Below are 16,543 nucleotides of genomic sequence, written 5' to 3' on the forward strand. Positions count from 1 at the left end.
ATGTCTATGATCGTTTCCACCAAGGGGCGCTATGCGCTGCGTGTGATGATAGATCTGGCCGAGCATCGGACGGAGAAATATGTCCCCCTGAAGGAGGTCGCCGCCCGGCAGGAAATCTCCGAAAAATACCTCGAAAACATCCTCAAGGTGCTGGTGCAGAACGGCTTCCTCGAGGGCCTGCGGGGTAAGGGCGGCGGCTACCGCCTGACCCGTGACCCCGACCAGTATACCGTCGGCGAGGTGCTGACCCTTACCGAGGGGAGCCTCGCACCGGTGAGCTGCCTTGCACAGGGTGCGGCTCCCTGCCGCCGGATGAGCAGCTGCCGTACGTATGATATGTGGAAGGGCCTTGATGACCTCATCGAGGACTACTTCAGCCACATCACCATCGCCGACCTTGCCTCGCCGGAAGAGGCGGGCAACGACTACGTCATCTGAATCTGGGCAAAAAAACTCCCCGCCGTCGGCAGGGAGTTTTTTCGTGCGATCAGATGCGTTTTTTTCAGGACACGACCGCGCCGCTGGTCAGCGTGTCGGTGACGGCGTCCATCAGGGCTACCATCGTGCAGTAGTTCGAGCCGTAGGTGTCCTTATAATCGGAGTAGGCGTCCAGCTGCTCCTGCGTGGGGGTGATGTCCAGAGACTCAGCCACGGCCTGATAGAGCAAAGCTTCCTTGGAGTAGTTTTCCAGACTGCTCTCGAGGTGGGCCAGCATATCGTCGGTGCTCTCGTAGCCCAGCAGATTCTGAACAAGGCCGTCGAGGTCATAGCCGTAGTAGCCCGCCAGCGTGCTGTAATAGTTGAGGCACTGGTTGACCTGATAATCCATCACCTGCTGGGGGATGGACTTGAAGGTGGAGTTGGCCATCAGGTCGTCCATGACGGCGGTGTTCAGGTTCGAGGTGTAGAGCTGCTCCTGATAGTAGGCGCGGAGGGCCTCTGCGGTGTAGAGGTTATTGGAGGAGCCGAAGTTGCTGGCCACCCATGCGTCGGTCAGCTCGGGCAGGACGCTCTCGCTGATGTAGTTGAGCGTCACGGTAAAGACGGCTTTCTGGCCGCTGAGTTTCACAGTATTCCCGCTGGCGTCGGTGGAGTCGCTGTAGCCGTCGGGGAAGGTGACGTTGACGTCGAAGGTCTCGCCGGGCTTGTGGCCGACGATCTGTTCTTCGAAGCCGTCGATGAAGGTGTTGCTGCCCAGCGTCAGGTCATAGTTCTCTGCGCTGCCGCCAGTGAACGCCACACCGTCCACCGAGCCGGTGTAGTTGATGTTGACGGTGTCGCCGTCGGCGGCGGCGCGGTCGGTGACGTGGTTGGTGGAGGAATACCGACTCAGAAGATCGCTGATCTGCTTCTCGACCTCCTCGCTGGTGGGCTCGACGTCCGAACGCTTGACGGCGACGGACGCAAAGTCCTCGGGCAGGGTCACATAGTCCAGTGCCCGGATGCCCTCCCAGTAGCCCTTTTCGTCCAGACCGTCGCTGTAGTTGAAGTTCTGGTAATCGTAGTCGGCCGCGCTGCCGAGCGTGGAAGAAGACGCCGTGCTGGACGCGGCGCTGTCGGCCTTGCCGCCGCAGGCCGCGAGGCTCAGCGCCAGAGCGCCGACGCAGACAAGGCAGAGCGCCTTGGTGAAGATACGTTTCAAAAGAATTCCCTCCTGTTGGTAGACCGGTATTTTGCCGGTGATTCGAAAAACAAACTCTATTATAAAGGCTAAAAATGAAAAAGAAAAGTTTTTTGCAAAATTTCCACACTCTGCCCGTCCTTTGTCGGACTTTTGGGGCCGGAGAGGGGAAAAAGGCGGAAAACCGGTGGAAATGGGGGAGGGGTTCTGATACAATGGGGTTAATAAGGAGGAAAAAGCCAATGGATTTCAACAAAGCAGCTCTGGAAATGCACGAGAGCCACCACGGCAAGGTGGGCATCGTGAGCAAGGTAGAGGTCAAGACCCGGGATGACCTGTCCACCGCCTACACCCCCGGCGTGGCCGAGCCTTGCCGCCGCATCAAGGCAGACCCCGAGGACGTCTACAAGTACACCTTCAAGGGCAATATGGTGGCCGTCGTCTCCAATGGCACGGCTGTGCTGGGGCTGGGCGACATCGGCCCCGAGGCCGGTCTGCCGGTCATGGAGGGCAAGGCTGTGCTCTTCAAGGAGTTTGGCGGCGTGGACGCCTTCCCCATCTGCATCGACGCCCACGATGCAGCCAGCGTCATCGCGGCCTGCAAGGCCATCGCCCCCACCTTCGGCGGCATCAACCTTGAGGACATCAAAAGCCCCGAGTGCTTCGAGATCGAGGAGACGCTGGAGCGGGAGCTGGATATCCCCGTCTTCCACGACGACCAGCATGGCACGGCCATCGTCGTCACCGCTGCCCTCATCAACGCTCTGCGTGTGGTGGGCAAGAAGATGGAGGACGTCCACATCGTCCTGAACGGCCCCGGCGCGGCCGGTACGGCCATCATCAAGATGCTGATGACCGCCGGTGCCAGAGACATCATCGCCGTGGACCAGTTCGGCACTCTGTACAAGGGCTGCAACAGCGCCGAGGCCCACAAGAACTGGCTGGGTGAAGTGACCAACCCCCGCCAGATCAAGGGCGGCCTGAAGGAGGCTCTTGCGGGCGCAGATGTCTTTATCGGCGTGTCCAAGCCCGGCATCCTGACCACCGAGCTGTGCCAGACCATGAACAAGGACGCCATCGTCTTTGCCATGGCCAACCCCACCCCCGAGATCATGCCCGACGAGGCCAAGGCAGGCGGCGTCCGCGTCATGGCCACCGGCCGCAGCGACTTCCCCAATCAGGTCAACAACGTCCTCTGTTTCCCGGGCCTGTTCAAGGGCGCGCTGAGCGTCCGTGCCCGGGACATCAACGATACGATGAAGCTGGCCGCTGCCTACGCCATCGCTGACCTCATCACCGACGAGGACCGCAGCGAGGAGAACATCATCCCCGGCGCATTCGACCCCCGGGTGGCCGAGGCGGTGGCATCTGCCGTGGCAAAGGCTGCCCGCGAGAGCGGCGTGGCCCGGCTGTAAGCGGAGGGCGTTTCCATGAGGACGATCACAGCACAGCAAATCACGGACACTGTGGCCCGCCTCTGCATCGAGGCCAACACCCGCCTGCCCCGGGACGTGCAGGAGGCGCTGGACAAGGCCCGGGCCGAGGAACCGTGGCCGCTGGCAAAAAATACCCTCGACCTGCTCTGGTCGAACCTTGCAGCGGCGAGGGAAGAAGCTCTGCCCATCTGTCAGGACACCGGCATGGCCTGCGTGTTTGTGGAGCTGGGCACGGAGGTCCACATCGAGGGCAGTTTTGAAGCTGCCATCCATGAGGGCGTGCGGCGGGGCTACACCGACGGCTACCTGCGCAAGAGCATCGTGGCCGACCCGCTGCGCCGGGGCAACACCGGCGACAACACCCCCGCCGCCATCACGGTGCATCTGGTGGACGGCGACGGCTGCACCATCACCGTGGCGCCGAAGGGCTTCGGCAGCGAGAACATGAGCCGCATCCGGATGCTCAAGCCCGCCGACGGCGTGGAGGGCTTCAAGAAGTTTGTGGTGGAGACGGTCAGGCTGGCTGGCTCGAACCCCTGCCCGCCCATCGTGCTGGGCATCGGCGTGGGCGGCAGCTTTGATAAGGTGGCGTATCTTGCCAAAAAGGCCCTTCTCCGCCCGCTGGATGTTCCGAACCCGGACCCCTACTACGCCGCCCTCGAGGGGGAGCTGCTGACGGCCATCAATGCTCTGGGCATCGGGCCGCAGGGCTTCGGTGGAAAGACCACCTGCCTCGGCCTTGCTATCGAGCAGATGCCTACCCATGTGGCGGGTCTGCCCGTGGCGGTCAATGTGTCCTGCCATGTCACCCGGCGGGCATCTGCGGTGTTATAAGAGGGCTAGCCCTCTCCGTCATTGCTTCGCAATGCCACGGCCCGGGTTGCGGCACCCAGCATTCGCTTCGTACTTTGAAAAGTACTTGCGTCTTGCTGGCCGCGGCCCCAACAGCTCTTCCCTGTTTCCGCCACTGGCGGCGGTCAGAACTGTTGCTCCCAAAGGGAGAGGCTTGGAGCTTGCCGGTAGGCGAAAGGCTCTCCCTCTGGGAGAGCTGGACGCGAAGCGGCCTGAGAGGGCAAGGACGCTAAAGGAGAATACAAGATGCAATACGAACTGAACACGCCCTGCACGGCGGCAGACCTCGCGCCCCTGAAGGCGGGAGACACGGTGCTGCTGTCCGGTGTGGTGTACACCGCCCGCGATCAGGCCCACAAGCGGATGCTGGAAGCGCTGGACCGGGGCGAAAAGCTCCCCTTCGACTTGGAGGGCAGTGCCATCTACTACGTCGGCCCGACGCCGGAGCGCCCCGGCGAGGTCATCGGCTCGGCCGGGCCGACCACCAGCGGACGGATGGACGCCATGAGTCCCCGCCTGCTGGACCTCGGCAATAAGATCATGATCGGCAAGGGCAAGCGGGACGCGGCAGTCAAAGAGGCCGTCGTCCGCAACGGTGCGGTCTATCTGGCCGCGCTGGGCGGCGCCGGTGCGCTGATGGCCCAGAGCGTCCAGACGCTGGAGGTCATCGCATGGCCCGACCTCGGCTGCGAGGCCGTCCGCCGCCTGACCGTGGAAAAAATGCCGCTGACGGTCATCCTCGACGCCCACGGCGGCGACCTCTACGAGGCCGGCCCGGCGGCCTATCTCGAGACGGTAAAATGACGAAATTGCGCAGGGTGGAATTGGTTTGGTTTGACAAACTTTCTGCGAATGGCTTGCAACACGATACGGAATGTGGTATCCTATAACAAACCAGACCGGAACGCCTGTGTGCCCCGGACAGGGAATTTTACGAGGCAGGAGGCCGACAAAACCATGCAGATCCACCAATCCGCAGAAGATTATCTTGAGACTATCCTTATGCTGACCCAGCGGATGGGCCGCGTGCGCTCCATCGACGTGGTCAACGAGCTGGGCTATACCAAGGCCAGCGTCAGCATTGCGATGAAAAAGCTGCGGGAAAACGGCTACATTGCGGTGGACGGCGAGGGCAACCTGACCCTTCTGGAGCCGGGCCGCGAGATCGCAGAGCGCATCTACAGCCGCCACCGCCTGCTGACCCATTTCTTCGTGCAGCTGGGCGTGGACGAAGAGGTCGCCGCCGAGGATGCCTGCAAGGCAGAGCATATCCTGAGCGAGCAGACGCTGGGAAAGATCCGGGAATATGCCCTGCTCCACGACGCAGAGGGCAGCGTCCAGAAGTCCGAGTGATCCATTCAATTTGAATCTCCAATAAAAAAGCAGACAGCCGCCTCCACAAGTGCGTGGAGGCGGCTGTCTGTCTTATCGCAATTTTCAAAAATAGTGCCGATCAAAACGGCTTCTCAATAGGAGCTGAGGCCGAGGCTCACATCCAGCGCCTGATCCACCCGGCGCTGGTCCTCGGCGGTGATCTGCCCGGCCCGCTCCCGCAGGCGGTGTTTGTCCAGCGTGCGGATCTGCTCGAGCAGGACGACGCTGTCCTTGGCGAGGCCCGTGTCGGCGGCCCGGATGTTGATGTGGGTGGGAAGCCGGGCTTTGTCCAGCCGGGATGTAATGGCGGCTGCGATGACCGTGGGGCTGTGCCGGTTGCCGATCTCATTTTGGACGATGAGCACCGGGCGGACGCCGCCCTGCTCCGAGCCGACCACCGGCGAAAGGTCGGCGTAAAAAACTTCTCCTCTGTGTACCTCCATGAAAACTCCCTCCTTGCATACTGGGAGGCCCGCTATGTGGTGCGCGGTGCCGTCCTCTGCTGGCCTTATTATGGGCAGGCAGGGGGCAGGCTATGCACGCGGGGACAGCTTGCTCTCATTGTATGCGGGAGGAAGATTCAGGTTTCCGTTTCCAGAATGCAGAACGCCAGCGCCATGCCGCCGTCGTGGCTCAGGGAGAGACTGGCCCGCAGGCCGTGCGCGGCCATCCACCGTGCGCTGCCGCCCGAAAAGCGGTATTCCGGAGCGCCGCTTTCCAGCCGGACGGCCTCGATCTCGCAGAGGGCGAAAGGCCCTGCAAGGCCGGTGCCCGCCGCCTTGAGGAAGGCTTCCTTTGCGGCAAAATCCGCCGCCGCGCTGGCGGATCTGTGGGCGCTGAGTGGGTCCGGGATGCCCCCTGTAAGGCCCAGAGCCTCCCGCTCGGACGGGCCGAAGACTCTGGCCGCAAAAGCAGGGCCGTGGGCACCGCCGAGGCTCTTTGCCATCCGGGCGGTGCTGCAGAGGTCGCAGCCGATGCCATAGATCATAATATGCCTCTTTCTGCAAAAACAGCTTTGCTGATTTGCATGATAAAATCGAAAAAATTTAAGCAAAATGTGCAAATCTCGCCGGGGAAACTTGAAGTTTTGCCGCAAGTCGTGTACAATGAATCATAGTTATTTAAGGGGGTGTATTTCGTGGGCGACGCTACTGCCATTTTTTCCATCCACGATCAGAAGGACATCGAGATCCATGAAGTCGTGCAGCAGGTGTACGACGCACTCAAGGAAAAAGGCTATAACCCCGTCAATCAGCTGGTGGGCTATATCCTGTCCGAAGATCCTACCTATATCACGACTTACAAAGGAGCGCGTTCCCTTATCCGCAAAGTAGACCGTGACGATCTGCTGCAGGCCATGCTGCGCAGCTATCTGAACGTCTGAGGTTCCTTCGCCTTCTGGCCTGCTGTCCTATGGGACGGCAGGCTTTTTTATTTCAGAGGAAGAGTGAAGATTTGGTTCACGACCACCTCATACTCCCAGCCCTCCCGGGCCTTGCGCAGCTGCTTTTCCAGCGCCTCCGACCCCTCGAACCGATAGATGAGGTAGTGCCAGTGGGCCTTCATCCGGCTGACGGCGCAGCTGGACGCGCCGAACAGCGCGGTGTAGCCGTGATACAGCTCGTCGAGGTAGCCGCGAAGCTCTTCTTTGCTGGCAGGGGCACCGCCCACGGCCTGCCGCAGCAGGGCCGGGTCGGCGATGAGGCCCCGGCCCACCATGATGCCGGAGAGGGACGGATGCTCTGCCTCCAGCGCGGCCAGCTGGGCCGGGGTGGTGATGTCGCCGTTGTAGCAGACGGGCATCCGGCAGCGGGGCAGACAGGCTGCAAAGGCGGCGCGGTCGGCCTCGCCCCGGTAGAGCTGGCGCATGACCCGGGGGTGGATGGTCAGCTCACAGATGGGGTAGCGGTTATAGATGTCGAGGATGGCGTCGAACTCCTCGGGACGGGTGACGCCCAGCCGGGTCTTGACCGAGACAGGCCCCTCCGTCCGGGAAAAGAATTCGTCCAGAAAGGCCTCGAGCTTTGCGGGGTCCCGCAGCATCCCGGCACCCTTGCCCTTGGCGGTCACAGTGCCGGAGGGACAGCCGAAGTTGAGGTTCACCTCCGTGTAGCCCAGCCTGCGCAGCTCTGTGACCATCCATGCGGCCAGTGCGCCGTCCTTGGCGAGGAGCTGGGGGATGACGGGCGCGCCGGGGTTCGCCGCAGGGTCAAGCTCGGCCATCTTCTTCTTGATGAGCACCCGGTTCTCGGGCGGAGAGAGGAAGGGCGCGTAATAACGGGCGGGTGCGCCCGGTGCGCCGAACCAGCGCTGATGTGCCTGCCGCCAGATGCGGTCCGTCAGCCCCTCCATGGGGGCGGTGTAGTATTGCATCGGATCGTTCTCCTTTTTATCGTCCAGTCTGCTTCCGAGTATACCATACTGCGGGGCGGTGCGCTATACCCGGGAGCGAAAACACTGCGGCCCGGTTGACGCATCCGTCAGGAGGCATTATAATCGAAGCATGGCAAAGTTTGCCGAAGCCCCGAAAAAATAAAGGCAGGAGCGCTGAAGCATGGACTATCATTCCCCCGACCGCACCTACAAAAAGAGCCGCTTCCGGCGGGAACTGGAGCGGAGCGTTTCCCGCAGGCTGGTCACGAGCCTGCTTCTGGGGTGCCTTCTGTTCCTCGTGGCCATCGCCGCCGTGAACACCCTGAACCAGAACGCCCGGCGGGAAGACCATCTCGCGGGCGTCGCTGCCACCTTCAATGAGGTGTACAACGACACGGCGGCGTTCCTGCTGGACACAGACCACACCGAGCTGTTCCTCTCCGACCGGCGGAAGGATCAGGACAATCTGCGCTATCTCATCAGCCAGTACAACGTCTCGGCCCTTGTGGAGCTCCAGCTCATCCTGACCGACTCCAAGGGAGAGGTGCGGTTCACGACCTTCTCAGAGGGGGAGATGAACCTGCACCGGCAGGAGTTCAACCGCATCGCGGAGGAAAACGCCTGCCACCTCATGCGGGCCGTCTATACCACGGTCTACCACTTCCGGGCCAACAGCTCGGAATACGTCATGATACACCCCCTCTACCGGGACGGCGAATATCAGGGTGCGGCGGCGGTCTATCTGAACGAGAACGACTGGACGAAGCTGTTCAGCCGATACCAGTACGACGCCATCCTCACCAAGCCCAACGGCGATGTCATCGCCTGCTCGAACGCCTCCTTCCTCTCCCAGAAGAACGCCAACAAGTACCGCCCCGCCGACGCGGCGCGGTATGTGAAGGTGGATGGGAGCCGCTATCTGCGCAGCAGCCGCTCGCTGGAAAACGGCACGGTGCTGGCCTATTCCTTCATTTACTCGCCCCCGAACTACGATTATCTTCTGGTGGGGCTGTTCCTGATCTTGATGCTGGGCCTGAGCTGGTCGGCGATGTTCGTCCGCATCATGCACGTCATGACCGAGCAGATGGTGAAGTCGGTGGACACCCTCGTGCAGGAGATCCGGTTCATCCGGAAGGAAGACCCCGACCATATCATTGAGATCGACACCGGCGACGAGATCGAAGAGATCGCCCATCAGGTCAACAAGATGGTGCGCAGCATTCAGGAGCTGAGCCAGCGGAACATGGACCTCGTCGAGGTGAACAGCCGGATGGAGATGCAGAACCTGCAGGCCCAGATCAACCCCCACTTTATCTATAACACACTGGACAACATCCGCTATCTCATCCCGGCGGACCCCCAGCGCGCCCAGCAGCTCATCGGGCGGTTCATCGGCATCCTGCGCTACAGCATCAACAACACCAAGCATAACGTCACCGTCCGGGAGGACCTGAAGTATCTGCAGGACTATCTCGTCATCCAGTCCACCCGCTTCGGTGCGAACTTCTCCTACGAGATGGACATCGACGACGCCTGCATGGAGTTCATCATCCCGAAGCTGCTCTTGCAGCCCCTGCTGGAAAACAGCATCAAATACGGCTTCCAGAAGAAGCCCCGCATCCACGTCAGGACGCGGGGCTGGCTGGAGGAGGACGCGCTCTATTTCACGGTAGAAGACAACGGCGGCGGGGTGGACGCAGCGACGCTGGAACAGCTGCGGGGCATCCTGCGCTCAGAGGAAGTGAACATTGAACACAACGGCCTGCAAAACATCAACCGCCGCATCTGGCTGGGCTACGGCGGCGACAGCGGCCTGACCATTGACAGCGCCGAGGGCGAGGGCTTCACGGTGAAGCTCAAGCTCCGGCGGGGAGGGAGGTAGACCATGTATCGCGTTCTGCTGGTAGAAGACGAAGAGATCATCCGCAAGGGCATCCGCTATTCGGTGCCGTGGGAGGAATATGGGTGCAGCGTCGTGGCGGAGGCCGAGAACGGGGCAGTGGGCGAAGAAAAGATCGCAGAGCTGCGGCCCGACATCGTCATTACCGACATCACCATGCCGGTGAAGAGCGGCCTCGAGATGATCGCCGACACCCGGGAGGAATACAAGTACATCGCCATCATCCTGACGGGCTACTCGGAGTTCGAGTATGCCCAGCAGGCCATCCGGAACGGTGTGTCGGACTATGTGCTCAAGCCCCTCGACATGGACGAGATGGGCGCTGCGCTGGAAAAGGCCGTCCGCCTCGCGGGGGACAGCCAGTATCTCCAGAAGCGGGAGGATGAGGCGGAGGCCGTCCGCAGCCGGACCGCCCTGCCGCCCCTGAGCGAGGAAAAAGTCACCGACCCGCTGGTGCTGCGCATCGTGGCCTATCTGAAGGAGAATTACCAGAGCAAGATAACGCTTGCCGACCTGCAGGAGCAGTTCCACTACTCGGAGCGGTACATCAACCAGAAGTTCCAGAAAGAGCTTGGCACGACGGTCATCGACTACCTCAACCGCTGCCGCATCCAGAACGCTCTTGAACTCATCCGGAAAGGGGAACTGCCCATCTCGCAGATCGGATGGGAGTGCGGCATCGGCGAGTACAAGTACTTCAGCCACGTCTTCAAAAAATACATGGGCTGCTCGGTGCGGGAGTACCAGAGCACCCTGAAATAGGAGAAAATGAAAAAATACCGAACAGCCCCTGTTCGGTATTTTTTCTATTTGTTCTGCAAATTGAGTATTATTTTTGTACTGAAAGCATTAAAATGGGACTATCGAAAGGTTTCAGGTAAAAAATGGAGGTTTTTACTATGAAAAAGATTTCTCGTCGTTCGTTCCTGATGGCTACCGGTGTTATCGCAGCTTCTGCTGCTCTGAGCGCTTGCGGCGGCTCCTCCGCCAGCACCTCTTCTGCCGGTTCTACCGCTGCTTCCACTGCCGCTTCTGGTACTGCTGCACAGGGCGGCGGCGACCTCGTGATCTACTCGCCCAACTCGGAAGGCCTGTTGAACGCCACCATCCCCCTGTTCGAGGAAAAGTACGGTGTCAATGTCGAGCTGATCCAGGCCGGCACCGGCGAGCTGGTCAAGCGCATCCAGTCCGAGAAGAATGACCCCTACGCCGACGTCCTGTTCGGCGGCTCCTGGTCGCTGATGTACACCAACGAGGATCTGTGGGAGCCGTATGTCTCGGCCAACGACGGCAACGTCATCGATGCCTACAAGAATAAGTGCGGCTTCATCACCGGCAACGTGCTGGACGGCAGCGTCCTCATCGTCAACACCGACCTCATCGGTGACATCAAGATCGAGGGCTACGAAGACCTGCTGAACCCTGCGCTGAAGGGTAAGATCGCCACCGCCGACCCGGCCAACTCCTCTTCTGCCTTTGCACACCTGACCAATATGCTGCTGGCGATGGGCGGCTACGAGGACGATAAGGCATGGCAGTACGTCCACGACCTGTTCGAGAACGTGGACGGCAAGATCTGCGAAAGCTCCAGCGCCGTCTACAAGGGAGTCGCCGACGGCGAGTATGTGGTGGGCCTGTCCTATGAGGATCCCTGCGCACAGCTGGTTCTGGACGGCGCACCCGTCAAGCTCGTCTACATGAAGGAGGGCACCGTCTTCCTGCCTGCTTCCGCCACCATCATCAAGGGCGCAAAGAACATGGACAACGCCAAGCTGTTCATCGATTTCATCCTGAGCGAGGAAGTGCAGAACATCTGGGGCAGCACCCTGACCAACCGCCCCGTCATGAAAGACGCCGCCACCAACGATGCTATGACCCCGATGGCAGACATCAATGTCATCGAAGAGGACATCCCCTACGTCAGCGCCCACAAGGCAGAACTGGTGGACAAGTACACCGAGATCTTCACCGATCTGCAGAGCAAGTAATTCGAAGGGCAGCAGGAGGCTAGTATGAGCAGAATATCAGTTAAAGACGCAGTAAAGCGCTACGGGAATAATACGGTCATCCCGGATCTGAATCTGGAGATCGGAGATGGGGAGCTGTTCACCCTGCTCGGCCCCTCCGGCTGCGGCAAGACCACCCTTCTCCGTATGATCGCAGGCTTCAACTCCATCGAGGGCGGCGACATCTTCTTCAATGAGAAGCGGATCAACGATATGGACCCCAGCAAGCGCAACATCGGCATGGTGTTCCAGAACTACGCCATCTTCCCGAACCTCTCCGTCCGGGACAATGTGGCCTTCGGCCTGAAGAACCGCAAGGTGGACAAGGCCGAGATCAAGAAGCGGACGGACGAGTTCCTGAACCTGATGCAGATCATGCAGTATGCCGACCGTATGCCCAATCAGCTGTCCGGCGGCCAGCAGCAGCGCATCGCACTGGCCCGCGCGCTGGTCATCTCGCCGGATGTGCTGTTGATGGACGAGCCGCTTTCCAATCTGGACGCAAAGCTCCGTGTCGAGATGCGCAGCGTCATCCGCCACACCCAGAAGAGCGTTGGTATCACCACCGTGTATGTCACCCACGATCAGGAAGAGGCAATGGCCATCAGTGACCGCATCGCCGTCATGAAGGATGGCGTCATCCAGCACGTCGGCACCCCCCGCGACATCTACCAGCGCCCGAAGAATGTCTTCGTGGCCACCTTCATCGGACGCACCAACATCGTGAACGCCCACGTCAAGGGCGGCGTCATCACCTTTGCGGACGGCTACCATGAGCACATCGACGCTCTGGACAAGGCCGCAGAGCAGGAGGTGCGCTGCTCCATCCGTCCGGAGGAGTTTATCATCTGCAAGGATGGCACCGAGGGCATCCACGGCACCGTGCAGGAGTGCACCTACCTCGGCCTCAACACTCACTACACCATCGACACCGATCAGGGTGACTCGGTGGAGATCGTGGAGGAGTCCTCCATCGGCGAGGGCCTCAAGAAGGGCGAGAAGGTGCTGCTGAAGGTCAAGAAAGAGAAGATCAACGTCTTTACCAAGGACGGCGATACCAATCTCATCAGGAGCGACGCTTATGAAAAACAATAATAAGTTCCGTCTTGATGTCTGGGGAGCCATTACGCTGGGGACCATCGCACTCTATGCACTGTTCCTGCTTTACCCGATGGCATACCTGATCCGCCAGTCTGTGCTGGACCCCGACACCGGCGGCTTCACGCTGGCTTATTTCACCAAGTTCTTCTCCAAGAGCTACTATTTCGAGACCCTGATCAACAGCTTCAAGGTGTCCATCACAGCGACGGTGCTCTCCATCGCTATTGGCACCCCGCTGGCCTACCTGTTCACGATCTTTAAGATCAAGGGCAAGGGCGTGCTGAACATCCTCATCGTGGTGGCATCCATGTCGGCCCCCTTCATCGGTGCCTACTCGTGGATCCTGCTGCTGGGCCGCAGCGGCGTCATCACCACCTTCTTCAAGAACCTCGGCATCGCCATCCCGGACATCTACGGCTTCGGCGGCATCGTGCTGGTCATGACGCTCCAGCTGTTCCCGCTGGTGTTCCTCTACGCCAAGGGTGCGCTGAAGAACATCGACAACTCCCTCATCGAGGCGGCTGAGAACCTCGGCTGCTCGGGCATTGCCTGCTTCTTCAAGGTAGTCGTGCCCCTTATCATGCCCACCCTGCTGGCCGCAGCTCTGCTGGTGTTCATGCGCTCCTTTGCAGACTTCGGCACCCCGATGCTCATCGGCGAGGGCTACCGCACCTTCCCCGTCGTCCTCTACACCGAGTTCATCAACGAGGTCGGCGGCAGCGACGGCTTTGCAGCCGCCATCGCCGTCATCGCCATCGTCATCACCACGCTGGTCTTCCTCGTCCAGAAGTACGTTTCCAACAAGAACGCCTTCGCGCTGAACAGTATGCACCCCGTGGAGGAGCGCGAGGCCCGCAAGGGCATCAACGCTCTGGTGCATCTGGCGGTCTACCTCGTGGTGGGCATCGCCATTCTGCCGCAGGCCTACGTCATCTACACCTCGTTCAAGAACACGCAGGGTAAGATCTTCGTGGACGGCTACTCACTGCAGAGCTACCAGACCGCCATCGGCAAGCTGGGCCGCAGCATCCAGAACACCATCATCATCCCCCTGCTGGCGCTTGTCGTCATCGTGCTGCTGGCTGTCCTCATCGCCTATCTGGTGGTGCGCCGCCGCAACGCCCTGACCAACGTGGTGGACATCCTCTCGATGATCCCCTACATCGTGCCCGGCACGGTCCTTGGCATCGCGCTGCTCATCGGCTTCAATAAGCCCCCGCTCCTCATCAGCGGCACCATGCTCATCATGGTGGTGGCCCTCATCATCCGGCGTCTGCCCTATACCATCCGCTCGTCGGTGGCCATTCTGCAGCAGATCCCCATGAGCATCGAGGAAGCCGCCATCTCGCTGGGTGCTTCGAAGATGAAGGCATTCTTCCGCATCACGGTGCCCATGATGGCATCCGGCATCATCTCCGGTGCTATCCTGAGCTGGGTCACGATGATCAGTGAGCTGTCCACCGCCATCATCCTGTATACCGGCAAGACCAAGACCCTGACGGTGGCCATCTACACCGAGGTCATCCGCGGCAACTACGGCACTGCAGCCGCATTGTCCACCATCATGACCATCCTGACCGTCATCTCCCTGCTGGCCTTCAGCAAGCTCAACGGCGGCAAGGACATCAGCCTTTAAACGATTTCCCCCGTTCTCCTTTTATCACTGGGTTTCCAAATTGGGCTGCTCTGCAACAGCCCGGAACAAAACGAGAGGCAGACGCTCCTGTGTGAGGCGTCTGCCTCTCGTTTTGTTATTTCCAGTGCTTGAGTAGGGGAACGACCGCTTCCATGTGGGCGCGAACCTGCTCTTTGGGCCAAGTTTCGGTGGCCATGTGTTCGACGCAGAAATCGATGAGCTGCTCCTTGCTTTCGTACTGGAACGTGCCGTCGTGGTAGCACCATTTGCAGTAGTCCTCGTTGAACGCGCCGTCCAGCTCGCGGCTGAGGCTCGCATCGTCCAGTGGCATCCCGCAGCACTGGCAGACCAGTGCCCGGGGAGTGCCCAGCAGGGTGTTGATGGAGACATCAAAAAAACGCGAGAGCAGTTTCAGCGTTTCGACGTTCGGCGTCGTCTCGCCCGTCTCCCAGCGGGACACCGCCTGCCGGGTCACGTAGAGCTTTTCGGCTAGTTCGTCCTGCGAAAGCCCTTTCTGAACCCGCAGCTGTCGGAGAATGTCTTTTGTGTTCATTGTTATCACCGCCTTCTGTGTCCAGTGTATCAGAAAAGCAGTGAAAAGCAAGCAACGAGTTGTTGCTGAGGAGGGTGATTTTTGTGGTGGAGCATGTCCACGGCAGGCGAACCTGATGTGCTCAGCCGGCACGATGAATGCCAAAGAATGGCGCAACGGTGGAAGCGTTTTTTCCATTGGCGTAAGCCTGTTTCAGACCATAATTTTTTCGTGCTACGGCCTCCACAAAGGCACGGTCTTTTTCAGACGCATTATAGTAATCCACATTAAAGTGCTTACAAGTCATAAGCAGTTCGTCCAGCCACGACATGGTTTCATCTGACATGGGAGAAAAATCAAGGTCAAAATCTTTATTGTACTCTTTCATATAATTTTCTCCTTTCTCAGAAAAGATACGAAGAAAAAATATCTTTAGCTGCCTGATCAGCAATCATAAAAGTCTTGGGTCCATCCGGATACAGAGATGCTACCGGACGTGCGCCAAAATCCCGGATATAATGCTGTTCCAGCTCGTCTGTTTTTGCTTCAAAAACAACCACGCCGTTGCAGTTTGCATCGATCGAAAGCTGGATGCCGAATGCGATCATGGCTTTCCCAATGCCCTGATACTTCTTTTGCCTTGTCAGAGTGGGGTTGCTTTCCGGCTGGCTTTCGATGTAGGCAATATAGACCGCTACGCTTCCTTCCCGAACACGGTAAGCACCCAGCGCAACGATTTCACCATCTTCGGTTTTGGCAACGTACTTTTCTTTCTGAGGGTCAAGAATAAAATCTGTGTCCCAGACGGTCTGCCAGCCGCCCCGGGTGATCTCCAAATCATCTTTTGATGCTGCATCGACTTCAATATTGATATGCTTCCCGGTAACAGATTCTATTACATAGTATTGCAAAATCATTGCACTCACCTTCTTTCAGCTTTATTATAACGAAAGAACGATGGACTTTCAAGAAAGAAAAATGCAAAGAGGGTGAAAGTGTGAGTGCGAGAACCGTCCCATGGGGCAGCTTCTTGTTGGGGCGTGCCTGCCCCAAACCCTGCTGGAAGGAGTACGGCAAACTGGAATTTATAGTCCTCTCAAAACCAATTTGCTTTTTCTTCTCGAAATACGGGAATATCACTATCTCGATATGGATTGTAATTATGAAGATTGCAACCAAACTCTTTTAATGATTTTATTTTGTTATCCTGTGTCCATACAATTAAAGATATTCCGTCAAATTCTTCAACATTTCCATTATTCATTTTGCTTTTAAAATACCACTCCACGATTGTTTGATTGCCTTGATGAAAAAATTGCTTAATCTCCCAGACAAGAACACTTCCGCGTGTATTCCATTCGTCAAACCAGTGCTTTACCGTTTTGCGGTTTTCATATTTAGGACTCCAACTCTCAGTATATACAACATCATCTGTAAAAATATTGTCAATTCCTAAATCTGCTTTCTTAATCCACATATCAAACCATAATCGGATAATTTTTTCTCTCTCGTTCATAAAGTACCTCCATAACTTCCGATTTACTGGGCTAAGCCGAGTATACCACACTCCACCATGAAAGAACACCCCGATATAGTGAAATTTTGCCATTTTTCTGCGTACGTGCGTACACGCTCCGCAGGGATTCCAAAGGGGCTATGCCCCTTGGCACACAGACTTTGGAACAAAGTCTAGTGTGTTACATCTTGTCAGA

General features: G+C 58.6%; 19 protein-coding genes. 11 read left to right on the forward strand and 8 right to left on the reverse strand.

Features of this window, described 5'->3' with window-relative positions; translation table 11 throughout:
- Nucleotides 1–6 precede the first annotated feature (6 nt).
- Nucleotides 7–438, forward strand: a complete 432-nt coding sequence (locus MTP38_RS01775) for an RrF2 family transcriptional regulator (protein ID WP_249234651.1) — start codon at nt 7–9, stop codon at nt 436–438.
- Nucleotides 439–502: 64 nt separating this feature from the next.
- On the opposite strand, the gene MTP38_RS01780 is transcribed toward MTP38_RS01775, so the two are convergent.
- Entirely contained in the window at nt 503–1,642 is a 1,140-nt protein-coding gene (locus tag MTP38_RS01780; RefSeq protein ID WP_249234059.1) for a trigger factor, read from the reverse strand.
- A gap of 221 nt (nt 1,643–1,863) precedes the next feature.
- Here MTP38_RS01780 and MTP38_RS01785 point away from each other — a divergent pair, with 221 nt between their 5' ends.
- The 4 genes from MTP38_RS01785 to MTP38_RS01800 all read left to right on the forward strand — a co-directional run bounded on the left by MTP38_RS01785 (nt 1,864) and on the right by MTP38_RS01800 (nt 5,262).
- A complete protein-coding gene (locus tag MTP38_RS01785) occupies nt 1,864–3,036 on the forward strand; it encodes an NAD(P)-dependent malic enzyme (RefSeq protein ID WP_249234060.1) in 1,173 nt (390 codons plus the stop codon).
- Nucleotides 3,037–3,051: 15 nt separating this feature from the next.
- Nucleotides 3,052–3,891 carry a fumarate hydratase gene (locus tag MTP38_RS01790; RefSeq protein ID WP_249234061.1) on the forward strand — a complete coding sequence of 280 codons (840 nt, stop codon included), beginning with the start codon at nt 3,052–3,054 and terminating at the stop codon, nt 3,889–3,891.
- Between the two features lie 264 nt (nt 3,892–4,155).
- Nucleotides 4,156–4,713: a Fe-S-containing hydro-lyase gene (locus MTP38_RS01795; RefSeq protein ID WP_227621553.1), complete on the forward strand. Its 558-nt coding sequence runs from the start codon at nt 4,156–4,158 to the stop codon at nt 4,711–4,713.
- A gap of 153 nt (nt 4,714–4,866) precedes the next feature.
- On the forward strand, nt 4,867–5,262 hold the full coding sequence (locus MTP38_RS01800) for a metal-dependent transcriptional regulator (protein ID WP_249234062.1): 396 nt from the start codon (nt 4,867–4,869) through the stop codon (nt 5,260–5,262).
- Between the two features lie 113 nt (nt 5,263–5,375).
- Here the strand turns inward: MTP38_RS01800 and MTP38_RS01805 are convergent, their stop codons facing one another.
- Nucleotides 5,376–5,726, reverse strand: coding sequence for a type II toxin-antitoxin system PemK/MazF family toxin (locus MTP38_RS01805; RefSeq protein WP_227621555.1), 351 nt, complete (start codon nt 5,724–5,726; stop codon nt 5,376–5,378).
- A 137-nt stretch (nt 5,727–5,863) separates the two neighbouring features.
- Entirely contained in the window at nt 5,864–6,271 is a 408-nt protein-coding gene (locus MTP38_RS01810; protein ID WP_249234063.1) for a holo-ACP synthase, read from the reverse strand.
- A 150-nt stretch (nt 6,272–6,421) separates the two neighbouring features.
- Between MTP38_RS01810 and MTP38_RS01815 the strand changes: the two genes are divergently transcribed.
- Nucleotides 6,422–6,667, forward strand: a complete 246-nt coding sequence (locus MTP38_RS01815; RefSeq protein WP_149794943.1) for an IreB family regulatory phosphoprotein — start codon at nt 6,422–6,424, stop codon at nt 6,665–6,667.
- Between the two features lie 47 nt (nt 6,668–6,714).
- Here the strand turns inward: MTP38_RS01815 and MTP38_RS01820 are convergent, their stop codons facing one another.
- Nucleotides 6,715–7,656, reverse strand: coding sequence for a tRNA dihydrouridine synthase (locus MTP38_RS01820; RefSeq protein WP_249234064.1), 942 nt, complete (start codon nt 7,654–7,656; stop codon nt 6,715–6,717).
- Between the two features lie 181 nt (nt 7,657–7,837).
- On the opposite strand from MTP38_RS01820, the gene MTP38_RS01825 reads away from it, so the two are divergent.
- The 5 genes from MTP38_RS01825 to MTP38_RS01845 all read left to right on the forward strand — a co-directional run bounded on the left by MTP38_RS01825 (nt 7,838) and on the right by MTP38_RS01845 (nt 14,299).
- Entirely contained in the window at nt 7,838–9,538 is a 1,701-nt protein-coding gene (locus MTP38_RS01825; RefSeq protein ID WP_249234065.1) for a sensor histidine kinase, read from the forward strand.
- Between the two features lie 3 nt (nt 9,539–9,541).
- Nucleotides 9,542–10,318 (forward strand): response regulator transcription factor, encoded by a 777-nt coding sequence (locus MTP38_RS01830; protein ID WP_227621559.1) that lies wholly within the window; start codon nt 9,542–9,544, stop codon nt 10,316–10,318.
- A gap of 137 nt (nt 10,319–10,455) precedes the next feature.
- Nucleotides 10,456–11,544: an extracellular solute-binding protein gene (locus MTP38_RS01835; protein WP_249234066.1), complete on the forward strand. Its 1,089-nt coding sequence runs from the start codon at nt 10,456–10,458 to the stop codon at nt 11,542–11,544.
- Nucleotides 11,545–11,568: 24 nt separating this feature from the next.
- Nucleotides 11,569–12,657: an ABC transporter ATP-binding protein gene (locus MTP38_RS01840; protein ID WP_249234067.1), complete on the forward strand. Its 1,089-nt coding sequence runs from the start codon at nt 11,569–11,571 to the stop codon at nt 12,655–12,657.
- Nucleotides 12,644–14,299: an ABC transporter permease gene (locus tag MTP38_RS01845; RefSeq protein WP_249234068.1), complete on the forward strand. Its 1,656-nt coding sequence runs from the start codon at nt 12,644–12,646 to the stop codon at nt 14,297–14,299. The genes MTP38_RS01840 and MTP38_RS01845 overlap by 14 nt, the downstream gene beginning before the upstream one ends.
- A 115-nt stretch (nt 14,300–14,414) precedes the next feature.
- Here MTP38_RS01845 and MTP38_RS01850 read toward each other — a convergent pair whose 3' ends face one another.
- The 4 genes from MTP38_RS01850 to MTP38_RS01865 form a co-directional block, all read right to left on the reverse strand.
- Nucleotides 14,415–14,852 carry a zinc ribbon domain-containing protein gene (locus MTP38_RS01850; protein ID WP_227621563.1) on the reverse strand — a complete coding sequence of 146 codons (438 nt, stop codon included), beginning with the start codon at nt 14,850–14,852 and terminating at the stop codon, nt 14,415–14,417.
- A gap of 121 nt (nt 14,853–14,973) precedes the next feature.
- The gene (locus MTP38_RS01855) at nt 14,974–15,219 is read right to left on the reverse strand and encodes a hypothetical protein (protein WP_249234069.1); all 246 of its coding nucleotides are present in this window, start codon (nt 15,217–15,219) and stop codon (nt 14,974–14,976) included.
- A gap of 16 nt (nt 15,220–15,235) precedes the next feature.
- Nucleotides 15,236–15,748: a hypothetical protein gene (locus tag MTP38_RS01860; protein ID WP_249234070.1), complete on the reverse strand. Its 513-nt coding sequence runs from the start codon at nt 15,746–15,748 to the stop codon at nt 15,236–15,238.
- Between the two features lie 179 nt (nt 15,749–15,927).
- Nucleotides 15,928–16,347: a nuclear transport factor 2 family protein gene (locus MTP38_RS01865; RefSeq protein ID WP_003864537.1), complete on the reverse strand. Its 420-nt coding sequence runs from the start codon at nt 16,345–16,347 to the stop codon at nt 15,928–15,930.
- Between the last annotated feature and the right edge of the window lie 196 nt (nt 16,348–16,543).

The sequence above is a fragment of the Faecalibacterium sp. I3-3-89 genome (assembly GCF_023347275.1).
Lineage (GTDB): Bacteria > Bacillota > Clostridia > Oscillospirales > Ruminococcaceae > Faecalibacterium > Faecalibacterium butyricigenerans.